This window comes from Arthrobacter sp. 2MCAF15 (genome assembly GCF_052115605.1).
GTDB lineage: Bacteria > Actinomycetota > Actinomycetes > Actinomycetales > Micrococcaceae > Arthrobacter.
The window spans coordinates 14,555-29,460 of the sequence record NZ_JBFRGZ010000019.1; the positions used below are offsets into that span (position 1 = coordinate 14,555).

At 65.5% G+C, this 14,906-nt stretch carries 15 protein-coding genes; 11 read left to right on the forward strand and 4 right to left on the reverse strand.

The annotated features are described in order from the left end of the window. Positions 1–3 precede the first annotated feature (3 nt). From AB4089_RS18420 to AB4089_RS18430, 3 genes are all read left to right on the forward strand, one after another. Complete coding sequence (locus tag AB4089_RS18420; protein ID WP_441410719.1) at positions 4–516, forward strand: SRPBCC family protein; 513 nt, start codon at positions 4–6, stop codon at positions 514–516. A 171-nt stretch (positions 517–687) separates the two neighbouring features. Further along, positions 688–906: a three-helix bundle dimerization domain-containing protein gene (locus AB4089_RS18425; RefSeq protein WP_441410720.1), complete on the forward strand. Its 219-nt coding sequence runs from the start codon at positions 688–690 to the stop codon at positions 904–906. Positions 907–1,109: 203 nt separating this feature from the next. Continuing rightward, entirely contained in the window at positions 1,110–1,805 is a 696-nt protein-coding gene (locus tag AB4089_RS18430; RefSeq protein WP_441410721.1) for an alpha/beta hydrolase, read from the forward strand. 185 nt (positions 1,806–1,990) lie between these two features. Here the strand turns inward: AB4089_RS18430 and AB4089_RS18435 are convergent, their stop codons facing one another. Further along, a complete protein-coding gene (locus AB4089_RS18435) occupies positions 1,991–2,485 on the reverse strand; it encodes an SRPBCC family protein (protein WP_441410722.1) in 495 nt (164 codons plus the stop codon). A gap of 768 nt (positions 2,486–3,253) precedes the next feature. On the opposite strand from AB4089_RS18435, the gene AB4089_RS18440 reads away from it, so the two are divergent. The 3 genes from AB4089_RS18440 (at position 3,254) to AB4089_RS18450 (ending at position 7,383) form a co-directional block, all read left to right on the forward strand. Beyond that, positions 3,254–5,452, forward strand: coding sequence for an MMPL family transporter (locus tag AB4089_RS18440; protein WP_441410723.1), 2,199 nt, complete (start codon positions 3,254–3,256; stop codon positions 5,450–5,452). Positions 5,453–5,551: 99 nt separating this feature from the next. Next, complete coding sequence (locus tag AB4089_RS18445; protein ID WP_441410724.1) at positions 5,552–6,727, forward strand: sensor histidine kinase; 1,176 nt, start codon at positions 5,552–5,554, stop codon at positions 6,725–6,727. After that, on the forward strand, positions 6,724–7,383 hold the full coding sequence (locus tag AB4089_RS18450; protein WP_441410725.1) for a response regulator: 660 nt from the start codon (positions 6,724–6,726) through the stop codon (positions 7,381–7,383). Before AB4089_RS18445 ends, AB4089_RS18450 begins: the two co-directional genes overlap by 4 nt. Here the strand turns inward: AB4089_RS18450 and AB4089_RS18455 are convergent. The 3 genes from AB4089_RS18455 to AB4089_RS18465 form a co-directional block, all read right to left on the reverse strand. Beyond that, a complete protein-coding gene (locus tag AB4089_RS18455; RefSeq protein WP_441410726.1) occupies positions 7,353–8,501 on the reverse strand; it encodes a diacylglycerol/lipid kinase family protein in 1,149 nt (382 codons plus the stop codon). The two genes, AB4089_RS18450 and AB4089_RS18455, sit on opposite strands and share 31 nt — an antisense overlap. 212 nt (positions 8,502–8,713) lie before the next feature. Beyond that, entirely contained in the window at positions 8,714–9,010 is a 297-nt protein-coding gene (locus AB4089_RS18460) for a Dabb family protein (RefSeq protein WP_441410727.1), read from the reverse strand. A 309-nt stretch (positions 9,011–9,319) separates the two neighbouring features. Beyond that, positions 9,320–9,901, reverse strand: a complete 582-nt coding sequence (locus AB4089_RS18465; protein WP_441410728.1) for a TetR/AcrR family transcriptional regulator — start codon at positions 9,899–9,901, stop codon at positions 9,320–9,322. Between the two features lie 114 nt (positions 9,902–10,015). On the opposite strand from AB4089_RS18465, the gene AB4089_RS18470 reads away from it, so the two are divergent. The 5 genes from AB4089_RS18470 to AB4089_RS18490 all read left to right on the forward strand — a co-directional run bounded on the left by AB4089_RS18470 (position 10,016) and on the right by AB4089_RS18490 (position 14,905). Then, a complete protein-coding gene (locus tag AB4089_RS18470) occupies positions 10,016–11,662 on the forward strand; it encodes an FAD-binding protein (RefSeq protein ID WP_441410729.1) in 1,647 nt (548 codons plus the stop codon). 217 nt (positions 11,663–11,879) lie between these two features. Further along, entirely contained in the window at positions 11,880–12,761 is an 882-nt protein-coding gene (locus AB4089_RS18475; protein WP_441410730.1) for an aldo/keto reductase, read from the forward strand. A 20-nt stretch (positions 12,762–12,781) separates the two neighbouring features. Beyond that, entirely contained in the window at positions 12,782–13,798 is a 1,017-nt protein-coding gene (locus AB4089_RS18480; RefSeq protein WP_441410731.1) for an aldo/keto reductase, read from the forward strand. 20 nt (positions 13,799–13,818) lie between these two features. Further along, positions 13,819–14,166, forward strand: a complete 348-nt coding sequence (locus AB4089_RS18485) for a nuclear transport factor 2 family protein (protein ID WP_441410732.1) — start codon at positions 13,819–13,821, stop codon at positions 14,164–14,166. A 79-nt stretch (positions 14,167–14,245) separates the two neighbouring features. Then, positions 14,246–14,905, forward strand: coding sequence for a cation:proton antiporter domain-containing protein (locus AB4089_RS18490; protein ID WP_441410733.1), 660 nt, complete (start codon positions 14,246–14,248; stop codon positions 14,903–14,905). The last annotated feature ends 1 nt before the right edge of the window (position 14,906 follow it).

Sequence of the window (14,906 nt, forward strand, 5' to 3'; positions counted from 1 at the left end):
GGCATGGAATCGTTCGAGGCGGAGGCCCTTATCCTTGCCGGGACTGGCACGGTGTGGGACGTCATCACCGACGGGGGCAATTTCCCGGTCTGGGATTCCGGGATCACAGAAGTCAGCGGCGAGGTGGGTCACGGCGAGCGGATCCGGGTCCGGACCCGCGACGGCGGCAAGCGGACCTTCCGGCTCCGGGTCGATCAGATCCCTGGACAGCGCATGACATGGACCGGCGGGCTGCCGCTTGGGCTGCTTCAGGTCGAGCGGACTTTCTCGCTGACGGATTACACAGGCATGACCCATCTAAGGGTCAAGGACTCGGCCGCAGGTCCGCTGCGGGGGCTGGTCCGGAAAACGGCGCCGGGCACCTACCCGGCCCTGACCGGGTACGTCGACGCCGTCAAATTCCGGGCCGAACTGATCAGTTTCCACCTCGAACGCGGGGTCTTTCCCCGTCCGTCCCAGATGACGCGGTCGGCCCCGGGCGATACGGCACCGGCAGCCGCCGCGGCTCGAAGTTAACCACCCTACGCCGTCAATATTCAAGCGGCAGCCCGAATATGGAGTCCCGCCGTCGAGGAGGCTCTGGGGGATCAGCCGCGTGCGCGGACCCGCGACCTTGGGCCAGCCCTGCCAGGGCAACCCATAAGTAAACTGATGGACGCCGCGGGTGCCCGCCCTCAGACTGTGTGAATGGACGACACGGAAAAGAACGACACCATCGCCAAAGTCACGGACCGGCTCGCCGCACGCTTCCCCGACGCACCCCGCCCCATGGTTGCCCAGGTTGTCGGGGAAGAATACGAATCTCTGGATGGCAGCAGGATCCGGACCTACATCCCGACCCTCGTGGAACACGGAGCCAAGAACAGACTCAACGGCGAGTTTGCCGCCCAGACCGCGGCAAACTGACATCAACGGAGCCCCGATCCGAGGCAGCCAGGGACGAAGAGGCTGACGCCCCATGGCTGTGGGCTTCGTCCTGAACCGCGGAAGAGGCGACCAAAGGCGGTCTGGCGCGGCGTCTGGGCATTTCCCGGTCGATGGACCCTAGCGGCGCAAGTGCTGCCGGGCTAGCATCCGGCTGTTACTGCCTTTCGAAACAGGAGAATTCCATGCCCGAAGAATCAGTAAAGAACGTCGTGCTCGTCCACGGCGGCTTCGTCGACGGATCAGGCTGGCAGGGCGTCTACGACCTGCTGACCGCCGACGGTTACAGCGTCAAGATCGTCCAAAACCCGACCGTCTCCCTTGCCGGCGACGTCGCCGCCACGAAGATGGCGATTAATGCTTTCGAGGGCCCCGTCGTGCTCGTCGGCCACTCCTACGGAGGCGTCGTCGTCACCGAGGCCGGGACCGAGGAGAACGTCGCAGCCCTCGTCTACATCGCCGGGTTCGTCCCCGACACGGACGAATCGGTGAACACCCTGATCGCCGATCCGCCGCCCGGCGCGCCGGTGCCCCCGATCCTTCCGCCCCAGGACGGGTTCCTCTTCCTGGACCGCGAAAAGTTCGCCGCCTCATTCGCCGGAGATGTACCGCCAGGGCAGGCGGCCTTCATGGCAGACTCGCAGGTCCCCTGGGGCGTCGACGCCCTCCAGGGAACAGTCACCAAGCCCGCCTGGCGGGACCGGCCCAGCTGGTACCTGCTCACCACGGAAGACCGGATGATCCCGCCTGCCGCGCAGCAGGCAATGTCGGGGCGGGCCGGTTCAGCGGTCACCGAGGTGGCAGCAAGCCACTCCGTGTACGTCTCCCAACCCCAAGCCGTGGCCTCAATCATCAAGGAAGCCGCCGCCCAGCGCCGGTAGCACTCCGAAGTCCACTTCCGACCACTTGCAGGAGCCCCGAACCAGCATGGTCCGGGGGTCCTGTGGCGTAACGTCAGGCCGCCGCCAGTGGAGCCGTCGCAGAGCATGGCCGAGAGGACGACCAGACGGCGCAGGGCTCTCATGGACGCTGCGCGCAGTTTCGATTCAGCTTATGAGCCCGTGGGTCAAAGGTGTYGGCTGAGAATTTCGGCGCGTTTCCTGACGGCGGTAACGTAATCGATGAAAGCCTGCTGCGTGTCGGACACGAACTCCCAGAGCAGGAGACCGCAAAGCGGGCCCGTGAACTCTTCTTTTACGCTCAGGTGTGTCATGCCGCCGCCCACGGGTTCAAGTGTGAAGGTGCGCACGCCGGTGAGCAGGCCCAGGGGCATGCCCTGGGTCCAGGTCATCACTTCGCCGGGCATCTGCTGGACGTGCAGCCGGATGGTGCGGTTCCCTCCGGTGTGGGTGCGGATTCTGATGGTTCCACCGTTGCGCAACTCGCCCCTGATATGGGTGATGCCGGATTCCCAGACGGTGTAGTTCCGCGCATCGGTGATGATGTCCCAGACTGTGGAGCTCCAAGCGTTGATCAGTGTCCCGGCCTCGACGGAGTGCCTGGACTTACCTTGTCCTTGGCCGGGAGGACGCCGGGTTGTGGGCACCTGGTCTGTAGACATCAGCCCGCAACCCAAGGCATTCGCCGCGGTACAGGACCGCCGTCGCGGCCATCCAGGCGGCCGACAGCACCGGCAAGGGGCAGCACCGTGTTCCGGACGCCCCTGCCAGCGCGGCCCTCCGCGGACGGCAGGCCGTGCAGCACCGGCACGACGTTCCCTACTGGTTCATCTGACAAGTGGATTCTCCTTTTCAAAACGGAGTGATAGCCGGATATTAGCCCGGCTTCCTGAGCGCAACCAGAGTCCATTTGACCAGTTCATGCCTCGCAGCCGCCGCCAGGTCCGAGTCCCCTGCGAGCGCGCCCTCGACGGCCGGGAACCAGACGGTCCCCTGACTCAAAGGAAGAGCCAATCGAGGACAAGGACAACCCCGCTGGATGTATAGGTACAAGGCCAACGACGCCCGCCACCCACACAACTTCATCGGCCACCGCGGCGGCCAGGCACCAGCCGCAACAAGCGTCAGAGAGGCCCCAGCCGGGGCAATGTACACACGTTAAAAGCAAAACCCCCTCTGACGAGGGAGGATGCTGTGCCCGAGTAAGCCGGGGTACGGCCGGTCAGCCGCAGCATCAGGCGCCCTCTGCCGCGGAGGCCGTGGCACGCCGATCGCAGTACGACCGGGCGCCGGGCGCCGGGACTACTCCAAACGCAGTACATCGATCGATCGGATAGAACGATGCCTGCGAGACGGCATTTGGGGAGCATTAGAGAGTAGCCAGCCGCCCCAACGGTGCAGCGGCACCCCCTAATACCTTGGAGTGCATCATGCCTAATGTCCTTGCCGCGATCGGGCGCTTCAGCGCCCGGCACCGGTTCATCATCATCGCCGCGTGGGTGTTGATCTTCGCGGTGTTCACCGGCATCAGCGCCACATCGTCCGACATGAGCGGCTCGACGGGCGGCATGCCGGCGACGAGCGCAGCGAATGCCCTCGCGACAGTGCAGCAGAAGTTCCCCGACATGAACAGCAGCCCGGACAAGAAGACGCTGCAGCTCGTTATCGAGATACACGGCAGTGCGAAGGTCACCGACGCTGACACGAAGGCCGCCATCGACTCGACCCTGACCCGGGCCGAAGCGCTTCCCCACGTGAAATCGGTCAGCGACCCGTACAACGTTCAACGCCCCTTCATTTCCAAGGACGGCACCACAGTCGTGTCCACCCTGGAGTTCACCGGTATCACCGATGACAATGCCGCGGAGACCTACGAAAAGGTCGTCGGCTTCGCCCAGGACCAGGGCTCCCAGTTCACCACCCAGGTCGGCGGTGCCATCGCGAAAGACAGCTACGCAGCGTTCGGCCCTGGTGAGGCCGCTGGTATCCTCATCGCTTTCCTGGTGCTGCTCATCACATTCGGGTCGCTGGTCGCGGCCGGCGCAAATATGCTCGTCGCCATCTCCGGCGTCGCCATCGGCACGATCGGCGTCGTCGCCTGGTCCGCGGTCCATCCCATCGACTCCACCACGATCACCCTGCCGAGCATGCTGGGGCTGGCCGTCGGCATCGACTACTCCCTCTTCATCCTCACCCGGTTCCGCGCAGAACTACGCGCCGGGCGGACAGCCGACGACGCCGTGTCCCGCGCCACCGGGACTGCCGGAACCGCCGTCGTCTTCGCGGGCCTGACCGTGATCATCGCGCTCGTCGGACTCTGGATCACCAACATCCCCGCCATCCGCGACATGGGCCTGGCCGGGGCCTTCGCGGTCATCGTGGCCGTCTTGATGTCACTGACGCTGCTGCCGGTTCTCATGAAGTCCCTGGGGTTGAAGGCGCTCTCGCGCAAGGACCGCAGGAAGCTGCTGGACGGCCAGATCAAGGAAACAGAGCTGACGCGCCGCTCCTTTGTTGGCGGCTGGAGCAAGGCGGTCACTCGCCGTCCTCTGCCGATGCTGCTCGGAGCAGCGGCGGTCCTCGCCATCCTGGCCGTTCCGTTCTTGAGCATGAAGACGGCCGCGAACATCCCCGGCGGAAGCAGCCCCGACTCCACCCAGCGGCACGCCTACAACCTCATCGTGGACAAGTTCGGCGGCGTGCAGTCGCCCCTGATGGTCCTGGCAGAAGGCGACAACATTTCCGGCCGGATCAAGACGATCGAGACCGAACTCGCAGGACTCGACCACGTCGCCGCCGTCATTCCCGGCGCCGTGGACCGGGCTGGTGACGCGGCCCTCATCACGGTTATTCCCGCCGGAGGCCCCATCGACGAGGGCACGAAAGGTCTCGTCCAAAACATCCGCGACGACGCCTCCAGCATCAGCGGAGTGCACCTGGAAGTTACCGGTGAGACCGCGATCGGTCTCGACACCACGGACCTTATGACCCAGGCCCTGATCAAATACGTCGCCGTGATCGTCGTCCTCTCCTTCCTGCTGATGATGGTGATGTTCCGGTCGCTGCTCGTGCCCCTGTTCGCCACCGCGGGGTACCTGCTCTCGCTCGGAGCCGCATTCGGAGCTCTCACCGCCGTGTTCCAGTGGGGCTGGCTCAAGGGCATCATTCAGGCACCTCAGGGAGATCCGATGATGAGCCTGCTGCCGATCATCCTTGTCGGCGTGCTGTTTGGCCTGGCCATGGACTACCAGGTGTTCCTCGTCTCACGTATCCGCGAGGAATACGTCGGCGGCCGGTCCCCGAAGGACGCGATCATGACCGGTTTCCGAAAGTCCGGACCCGTGCTCATTGCTGCCGCGCTGATCATGGGCTTCGTGTTCGGCGGCTTCGCCTCCAGCACGATGACGTTCGCAGCCGAGACCGCTTTCGGACTCCTGGTCGGAGTCCTGGCCGACGCCTTCCTGGTGCGAATGATCATCATGCCGGCCCTGCTCTCGCTGGCCGGACACGGTGCCTGGTGGCTCCCCGGATGGCTCGACAAGATCCTGCCCAATCTGGATACCGAGGGCCACGGCCTCGGCGACGCGAACGAGGACGCCCCGGAGGAACGCGCTCTCGTGAACGCCTGATGACCACACCATGACGGAAGGGCCCCGCAGCACTGCGGGGCCCTCTCGTCCGTCCCATTGCAGAACAGGAAGAAGCAGCGAGTGAACGATAATCATGGGATGACATCAAGCACCGCCGCGTTGGCATCGGCGAGGCTGGCATGGTTTCTGCGCGGCCAACTCCTCGACCGTGTGGTTCTGATACTGAGCTGGGCCGCTGTTGTCACCGAGATCTTCGTGCTGGGGCTGTCCGGTGAACCGCTTCTCGGCTACACGGGGGTCGTTCTGGTGGCGGCGGGCCTCATCCTGGGCCGATTCCACCGCATGCCCGGATTGATCGTCGTCGTGCTCGGCGCGGTCGCGGCAGCTCTCCTCGCGACCGAGTTCGTGGCGATGTGGACTGTCGTCGTCTTTACCTTGTTCTCCGTGACCGTCCGAGGTACCCGCGCCATAGTCGCGCTGCTGATCGCCGGCATTCCTGTGTACATCTCCCTGGTGATCCGGGAGCACTGGGACTTTCAGGCGTCCGGGGCCCTTGTGGCCTCGGCATGCTGTGCGGTAGGTGCCGCCGTCGGAAGCGCTGTGCGCGCCCAGCAGGGTTATCTTGAGTCCATGAAACAACGCGCGCTCGACGCCGAAGCCACAGCTGATCTGGCTGTTGCACGCGGAATCGCTGACGAGCGGGTGCGCATAGCCCGCGACCTCCACGACGTCGTGGGCCATGAGGTCGCTGTGCTCGGGATGCATCTTGGCGTGGCCGAGGTGAGCCTCCCCGCCGGCGACACGGCCGCCCGGACGGCACTGGAATCTGCCCGCGCCAGCGTCCGCCGCGTGCTGCACGAAACGCAACTGATCCTCACTGTGCTCCGCCGCGGCGGCGATGACGACGATCCGCACCGCCCGACACCTGATCTCGCGCAGATCCCGGCACTGATCGAAACGTTCCGCGCCGCGGGTGTAGCTGTGGATTTCGACATCGACGCAGACATCGGGGAGCTGGATCCGACGGCGGGCCTGGCTGCCTTCCGGATCGTGCAGGAGGCACTGACGAACGCGCAGCGGCACGGCCGGGGACCGGTGAAACTGGCCATCCGCTCTGCTGACGGACACCTGAGCATTGTGGCGGAGAACGATTGCGCAAGTACACGGAAGACCAGCGGTGAGGGCAGAGGCTATGGATTGGTGGGGATGCGTGAACGCGCGCGCTCGGCCGGAGGCCGTTTGACTATCGATGACGACGGCGGCAGGTTCCGCGTCACGGCGACCCTGAGGACGGACGGAGGGATAATCCAATGATCCGCGTCCTGATTGTCGATGACCAGGAAATGATCCGGGTCGGCCTGCGCGCGATTCTGCAGGCCCAGCCCAACATCACCGTGACGGCCGAGGCCGGCGACGGACTGGAGGCGGTCCGGCTGCTCGGCGAACTGGACGTTGACGTGGTCCTGATGGACATCCGCATGCCCGGCGTCGACGGTGTGGAAGCGACCCGCCGGATCCGGCAAAGCATCCCGGCCGAACGCGTCCGCATCATCATCCTGACAACATTCGATCACGACGAAACCGTCTTTGCCGCCCTGCGGGCCGGAGCCAACGGCTTCCTCAGCAAGGGCGTGGGACCCGCAGAACTCGCGGCCGGAATCGAGGAGGTCGCCGCCGGAGGTGGTGCCCTCTCCGCCACTGCCGCCGCCGCGCTGATCGACCGGGTCGCCGAAGAGCGGCAGGCCGACGTCGACCCCGCCCTGGCGGACTTGTTCTCCGCCCTCACGCCCAAAGAGCGCGACGTCGTCATCGCTATCGCCACGGGCCAGAGCAACCAACAGATCGCCGAAACCATGTTTGTCTCGCCCTATACGGTCAAGACCCACGCCAACCGGGCCATGACGAAGGTGGGGGCCAGAGACCGCGCCCAGCTGGTTGCCTATGCGTACCGTGCAGGTCTCGCTTCCTGACCCCCACTGCCTCTCCACGCGGGCATACCTTCCAGGGCTTCGTTCGCCGACCTGTCGTGCGGCTCCGAAGTCTGTTGATGCATAGAAACCATAGGATCGGCCATGCCATGCGGCTGGACGGAATTGCAGCGCACGATCAGCCCGGCGCGCTGAACGTTAATGCGGAGACCATAAGCGAGCCCCAACAATTCCCCATCCACCTGCACCGGTTGCGGTGTTTCGCTGCGGACCTCTATGCTGCGGCCCCGGACACGCGGCATGGCAGCATGCGAGTGAGGGTTGCCGGTGCCCACCGCCCACGCGACTCTGACCCAGGCGGAGATGCTGCGGGGCAGCAAGACCACGCCATCAAGCATTCCATCGCCGGGGTCTGCCTCGGGCATCAGCGACAGGCCCATGGTCAGCGTTCCACAGTTGCCGACTATGACGCCGTGGGACGGCCGGGACAGGACCAGCCGTCCGTCGACGCGCACTGTCGTGGTTTCCATGACGCGCCCAAGAGCGCGCGCCCCGGAGACCAGGTACGCCGCGTGCCCCAGTCGCTGCTTCATTTTCTGACCAGCACCAGCCATCATCGCGGCATCGAACCCGGTCCCGGCCATCACCAGGAACAGGTGACGCTCGGCGTACAGGCCGTCACCTGTTCGGTCGAGTTCCAGCCAGCCGGCGTCCACAGCACGATCCTGCCCCTCGCAAATAATGCGAACGGCCGCTGGGGCATCGTTGTGTGGGACTCCGAGGTTACGGGCCAGCAGGTTTCCGGTACCTGCCGGCAACAGTCCCAACGGCATACCTGTTCCCATGAGCTCCTGGGCGACCGCGCGGATCGTCCCGTCACCCCCGGCAGCCAGCACGATGTCCACGCCGGCAGCCGCGGCCCTTTGGGCCTCCTGATGTCCCCGTGCCGCGGCAGTCGTCGGAAACCAACGCGGCGGAATCCACCCGTGGCGTCGAAATTCCTGATCCACGCGGGCCCTGAAACGAATTAACCCAACCGGATGAGCGAACTTCATGGGGTTCACCACGACGGCCGCGCGTGCCGCCCTGAGCGGGGCCGCTGAAGTGGCCTCCCGAAGCAGGGGCGTGGTTGCGGCTACATCGCATTCGTCCAAGTGCATACATCAAGGTTCCCGGGAAGGGCATTACCCCTCATCGTCTTCGCGGACCGACCCAAGTACTTCAACCGCAGTACATGATCCACGGCGGCTTGGCACCGCGGCCGCATGCTTTCGGCGACCAGAGCCGCGTTCCTCTTTTCCGGGGCATCAGGAGCTGGCGGGGTTTTCTGCCGCCGAAGGAGTGTCGCCACCGGCGTAGCCCTGCCAAACAGTCAGGCTCTGGCGATGAAGTCGTACTCCTGGAAGTCCGACACTTCCGGCACCCATCGGGTCTGGACAAAGGCGACGTGGGCGGGGTGGGAGTCGTATGCGGCGTAGGCGGCACGATCGGGGAACGTCATCGCGAACTGAAAACGGAGTGGGCTCTTGGGACTTACCTGACGGGAGATCGCGAAGCCCATGACATCGGGGATGGCGGTGAGGGTCGACTGCGCTGTGGCGAGGAAGTCGGCTTCCATTGCGGAACCCTCGGGGTGGACGAGTGAGAAGACGACTGTGTGACGGATCATGGCTTCAAGCCTTTCCATTTGAGAATTCCGACGAGTGCACAGTGCCGCTCCGGGCCGGAGTTACCTGGGTCGCTCACCATTCGTGGGGAACCTGAGTCCCGGAGGAGGGCAGGCCCACCGTCTGGACGGCGCTGTCATGAGAATATCTGATTTGTAATTGGCCTTTCCGTACTGCCTGCTGGTCGCCAGTCACGTCGTCGGCGCCGAAAATCGCGCAGCCGGTCTGCAGGTTCGTGCCATCGGCGATTGGGCGCCGCTGGTGGCGTCGTCCTCCACACCGTCGTCATGAGGAGACATGCCCTGGCCGGCTCAGCCGATGAGTTGTGCGAACGCCTCGTCCACGGCCTGCCAAGGAGCCGTTCCTGGCTCCTGCTCCACCCACCAGATGAGCCCGGCCAGTGCCGTGCTCTGCACGGACCACGCGAACACTTGGGCGCGGAGGGCGTCGACGCCCGATTGCGCGACGGCGAAGTCGTAGAGGCTCTGCCGCCACAGCTGGAACGGGGCCGAGGTGCTGCTCTGCAGCTCGGGGGTCCGTCCGACGATGCGGATCCGGTGTTGGGCGCTCGGGTCAACGTCGCCGTCGCGAATCATGTCCACAAGGGCCGTGCGCGCGCGCTCGAACAGAGGGGCCTGCGGTGAGGTCCGCTCCAGGGCATCCGTGAGGATCCGGAACGACGCCGCGAGCGGGCCCCAAACGATGTCCGCCTTCGTCGGGTACCGGCGGAAAATCGTGCGCGCGGTGACGCCCGCTTCGGCGGCGACATCGGCGACGGAGACCTCGTGGAATCCGTGTTCGGACCAGAGGCGCAGGGCGACGGCCTCGATCTGTTCAGCCGTGACGACGACCGGGCGTCCGCGAGGTGCCTTCGGTGTCGCGGCGTCGGTCATGGCACCACTCTAGTCCCCGGGATATTTATGTCATAGAGTGACGAAAATAGGCCCGGCGTCGGTCGGACTGCATCCCACCCGGACACAGGGGTCCGGGAAGCGAAGGAGCAAGGCATGTCAGAGTCAAAGTTCTTTGACCACAGCTATGACGTCGTCGTCGTCGGCACTGGTGCCGCGGGACTCGCCACAGCCATGGGCGCCGGAGACGAGGGCCTGCGGGTCCTCCTGCTCGAAAGCACGGGCAAATGGGGCGGCAACACGTCCATGTCCGGAGGCGGCATGTGGCTGCCTGACAACCCGCTCATGCAGCGCGACGGTGCCGGCGACTCCCGCGAGGAGGCGCTGACCTATCTGCAGGCCACGGTCGGCGATGAGGGTCGCGCCACGACGCGGGCCCGCAAGGAGGCATTCGTCGACGGCGTCGCCGACTTCATCACCACCGCTGAGAAGTACGGCGTGACGTTCATGCGTGCGGCGGACTACCCCGATTACTACCCCGAGCTCCCGGGCGGCAAGATCGGCCGTGGCCTCGAGGTGAAGCCGTTCGATATCAAGAAGATCGGTGACTGGTGGAAGACGTGCCAGGCGCCCGCTGCGCTGCCGGTCAAGACCGACGACGTGTGGCTCCTGGGGCGCGCCTGGTCGACGCCGGCCGGCTTCGTCCGCGGGGCGCAGCTCGTCTTCCGCGCCCTCGGCGGCGTGGTCACCGGCAAGAAGCTCGGCGGCATCGGCGCCGGGTTCGCCGCCGCGTTCCTCGATGTCGTCGTGCAGAAGCAGGGTGCTGAGCTGTGGCTGAATGCGCCGCTGCAGGAACTCATCGTCGAGGACGGCCGTGTCGTCGGGGCGCGGATCACGCGTGACGGCAGGCCCATGACCATCGGCGCGACGCGCGGCGTGATGCTCGCCGGCGGCGGCTTTGACCACAACAAGGACCTCCGCCAGAAGCACCACGGGATCGACGGCGCCCCGTCGGGCGCCCCGGGCAACCTCGGGCGCCCTATCGAGATCGCGCAGGACAACGGCGCCGCGCTCGAGCTCATGGACGACGCGTGGTGGGGAGGATCGATTGCCGCAGCGCCGGGCCACGGCCCCGCTTTCATCGTCGGAGAGCGTTCCCTGCCCTACTCGATCATCCTCGACGCCGAGGGTGATCGGTTCGCGAACGAGTCCGAATCCTACGTCGACCTCGGTCACCACATGCTCGAGCACGACAAGGACGGCCCATACTGGTTGGTCGGCGACGTGCGCCATGCCCGGCGCTATCTGCGCACCTTCGCGATCGACCCGAAGAACAACAAGGCAATGAAGGAGGCGGGGATCATGGTCAAGGCGGACACCCTCGCGGAGCTCGCCGCGAAGCTCGACATGGATCCTGCCCGTCTGAAGGCGACCATCCAACGGTTCAGCGGCTTCGCTCGGGCCGGCGTCGACGGCGACTTCGGCCGCGGCAACTCAGCCTACGACCGCTACTACGGCGACCCGACGGTCCACCCCAACCCCTGCCTCGGCCCGCTCGAAAAGGGCCCATTCACCGCGTTCCAAGTGGTGATCGGAGACCTCGGCACCAAGGGCGGCGTCGTCACCGACGCCGAGGCCCGTGCGCTGCGCGAGGACGGCACTGTCATCGAAGGCCTCTACTCGGCGGGCAACAACTCCGCCTCGGTCATGGGGCGGACGTACCCCGGCCCCGGCTCGACCATCGGACCCGCCGTCGTGTTCGGCCTCCGCGGTGCCCGCCACATGGCAGGCCAAGGCGGCTGACGGCACAGGGACGGGAGGCGCAGTGCGCATCCCGTCCCTCGGCTTTGTCCCTCGGCTTAGTTCACGCAGCGATCGACCGCTAACCCGGCCGGCCTGGCGATCCCGCGGCAACGACCAACGGGCGGCGCACCCCTGGCGGCGCCGCCCCCCGCTCGATAGAGGTAATGATGTGCCCTCCCACAACTGCGCACCTCTGAATACCGTGAAAGGCATGGAAATGAAACTTACTCTCAACAACGGCATCACCATGCCAGCTCTTGGTCTGGGCGTCTTCCAAAGTGCCCCCGAGCAGACCACGGCCGCAGTCGAGGCCGCGCTTGCTGCCGGCTACCGGCATATCGACACGGCCGCCGCGTACGGCAACGAGCGGGAGGTCGGCGAGGGCATCCGCGGCTCCGGCCTGGATCGTTCGGAGGTGTTCATCGAGACCAAGGTCTGGGTCAGTGACTACGGCTACGACCAGACCCTGCACGCCTGGGACAAAGCGACGGGCAAACTCGGCGTCGACTATCTGGACCTGCTCATACTGCACCAGCCCGCCCCCGACCGGTTCGAGAAAACCGTCGCCGCGTACAAAGCCCTGGAGACCCTGCTTGCTGACGGGCGCGTGCGGGCGATCGGCGTCAGCAACTTCATGCCCCACCATCTGAAGCAACTTCTCGACTCGACCGACATCGTCCCGGCCGTGAACCAGATCGAACTGCACCCCTACTTCACCCAGCCGGACGTGCAGGCAGCCGACGCCCAACACGGGACACTCACCCAGGCCTGGTCACCGATCGGAGGCATCACCTTCTACCCAGGATGGGGCGAGGACCGCCGGAACGTCATGGAAGACCCGACAATCGCCACCATCGCACGGGCCCACGGCAAGAGCCCGGCACAGGTCATGCTCCGGTGGCACCTGCAGCAGGGCCGCTCAGCCATCCCGAAATCGACCAACCCGGCACGCATCGCCGAAAACTTCGACGTCTTCAACTTCGAACTCAGTGCCGACGAACTCGCCTCCATCGACGCGCTCGACACTGGAATGCGCAACGGACCGGACCCCGACGAGGCCCGCGAGGAACGCTTCGCCATGGTCATCCCCGAAGCCTAAGACAGAGAGAAGGAACCATCATGGAATACCGTCTCCTCGGCCGCACCGGTGTGCAGGTCAGTCCCTTGTGTCTGGGTGCGATGATGTTCGGCCCCTGGGGCAACAAGGACACCGCCGATTCCGTCCGCATCATCCACCACGCCCTCGACGCGGGCATCAACTTCATCGACACCGCCGACGTCTACTCCGGTGGGGCATCCGAGGAAATCGTCGGCGAGGCACTGGAAAGGCGCCGCGACGAGGTGTTCCTCGCCACGAAGTTCTTCATGCCCATGAGCGAAGACCCCAACCAGCGGGGCGGATCCCGCCGCTGGATCGTCCGTGAGGTCGAAAACTCCCTCCGCCGCCTGAACACCGATTACATCGATCTCTACCAGGTCCACCGGCCCAGCCCCGATACCGACGTCGAGGAGACCCTCGGCGCCCTCACCGACCTCGTCCGTCAAGGGAAGGTCCGTTACATCGGCTCCTCGTCGTACTCAGGATCCCAGATCGTGGAAGCCCAGTGGGCATCCCGGCAACGCAATCTGGAGCGGTTCGTCACGGAGCAGCCGCCCTACTCGATCCTGGTCCGCGGCATCGAGGAAGACGTCCTCCCGACGGTGCAACGTCACGGCATGGGCACCCTCACGTACAGCCCGCTCAGCGGCGGGTGGCTCTCGGGGCGCTGGCGGAAAGACTCGGCGTCCGCACCCACCTCGTCAGCCCGCCCCAGCGCTCGGTTCGACATGACAAGCCCGGCCAACCAGCGAAAACTCGACATCGTAGAAGACCTCGCCCAGCTCGCCGAACAAACCGGGCTCACGCTCATCGAGCTGGCCATCGCGTTCGTGATCAACCACCCCGGCGTCACGGCCGCCATCGTCGGACCGCGCACCATGGAACAGCTCGACTCCTACCTGCCCGCCGCGGACATCAAACTGAGCACCTACGTGCTGGACCGCATCGACCAACTCGTCGCGCCCGGAGTGACGGTCAACCCGGACGACAACAGCTACGGTACCCACGACCTGACGCCCGTGGCACGGCGACGGTGACAGACGCGACAGCAGCGGCGGTGAGAGCGCTCCATGAAGCCCTCTGCGAGGCGATGGTCGGCGGGGACATGGCAGAGCTGGCCAGCATCCTGACCGACGAATTCACCCTTACGCACATGACCGGATACGTGCAGTCACAGTCGGAATGGCTTGATGCCATGGAAACCGGCCAGATGCAGTACCACCGGATGGAAACAGTCGAGGCCACCATCAGCGCTGAAGGGACCACTCCCCTTTTGACCGCCCGCACACTCACCGACGCCACGATCTGGGGATCGAGGGCAACTTGGCGGCTGATGTTGCGTTCCTGGTTCGAACCCCATGGAAACGGCTGGGTCATTACACGCACGGTCGCATCCACCTGGTAAGTCTCACGGAGCGCGTSCATTTGACCAGAGCAATAGAACACAATCGAAAGGAGACGTCGCGGAGGGCCTGGAAACCGCCGTGCTCCTGGGAGTGACCGTGCTCGCGGGCGCGATCCTGGCTCCCAGGCTCCGGGTCGCCGCGCCCTTGCTGCTGCTGGTCTTCGGCCTTGTCCTTGGCTTCGTCCCACAGCTGCGGCAGATCGAGCTGCCCCCGGAGACAGTGTTGCTGATCTTCCTGCCGGTCATGCTGTTCTGGGAAAGCCTGACCACCTCGCTTCGCTCGATCCGGCGGGACCTGCGCGGCATCGTCTTGCTCAGCACGCTGCTGGTCGTCGCCTCCGCTCTCGCCGTGGCAGGCGTGGCATACGTCCTCGGCCTGGCGTGGAACGCTGCCCTTATCCTCGGTGCGGCTCTGGCTCCTCCGGACGCGACGGCGGTAGCAGCCCTCGGGCGGATGCTGCCGCGGCGGAACTTCATGTTGCTCAAGGCCGAGAGCCTGACCAATGACGGTACGGCCCTGGTGCTGTACGCCATAGCCGTGGGCGCGGCACTTGGCGGCAGCTACACGCCGGTCAATATCGCCGCCCTGTTCGCCCTCTCCTATGTTGGAGGGGCGGTCGCCGGAATCCTGGTTGCAGGAGCGGCCTACCTGCTTCTGGTCCGCGTACGCGACCCGCTCATCATCAACATTGCCCTGCTCGTCAGGTGCAGGCTACGGTTCACGAGATCAACCCTCTAGA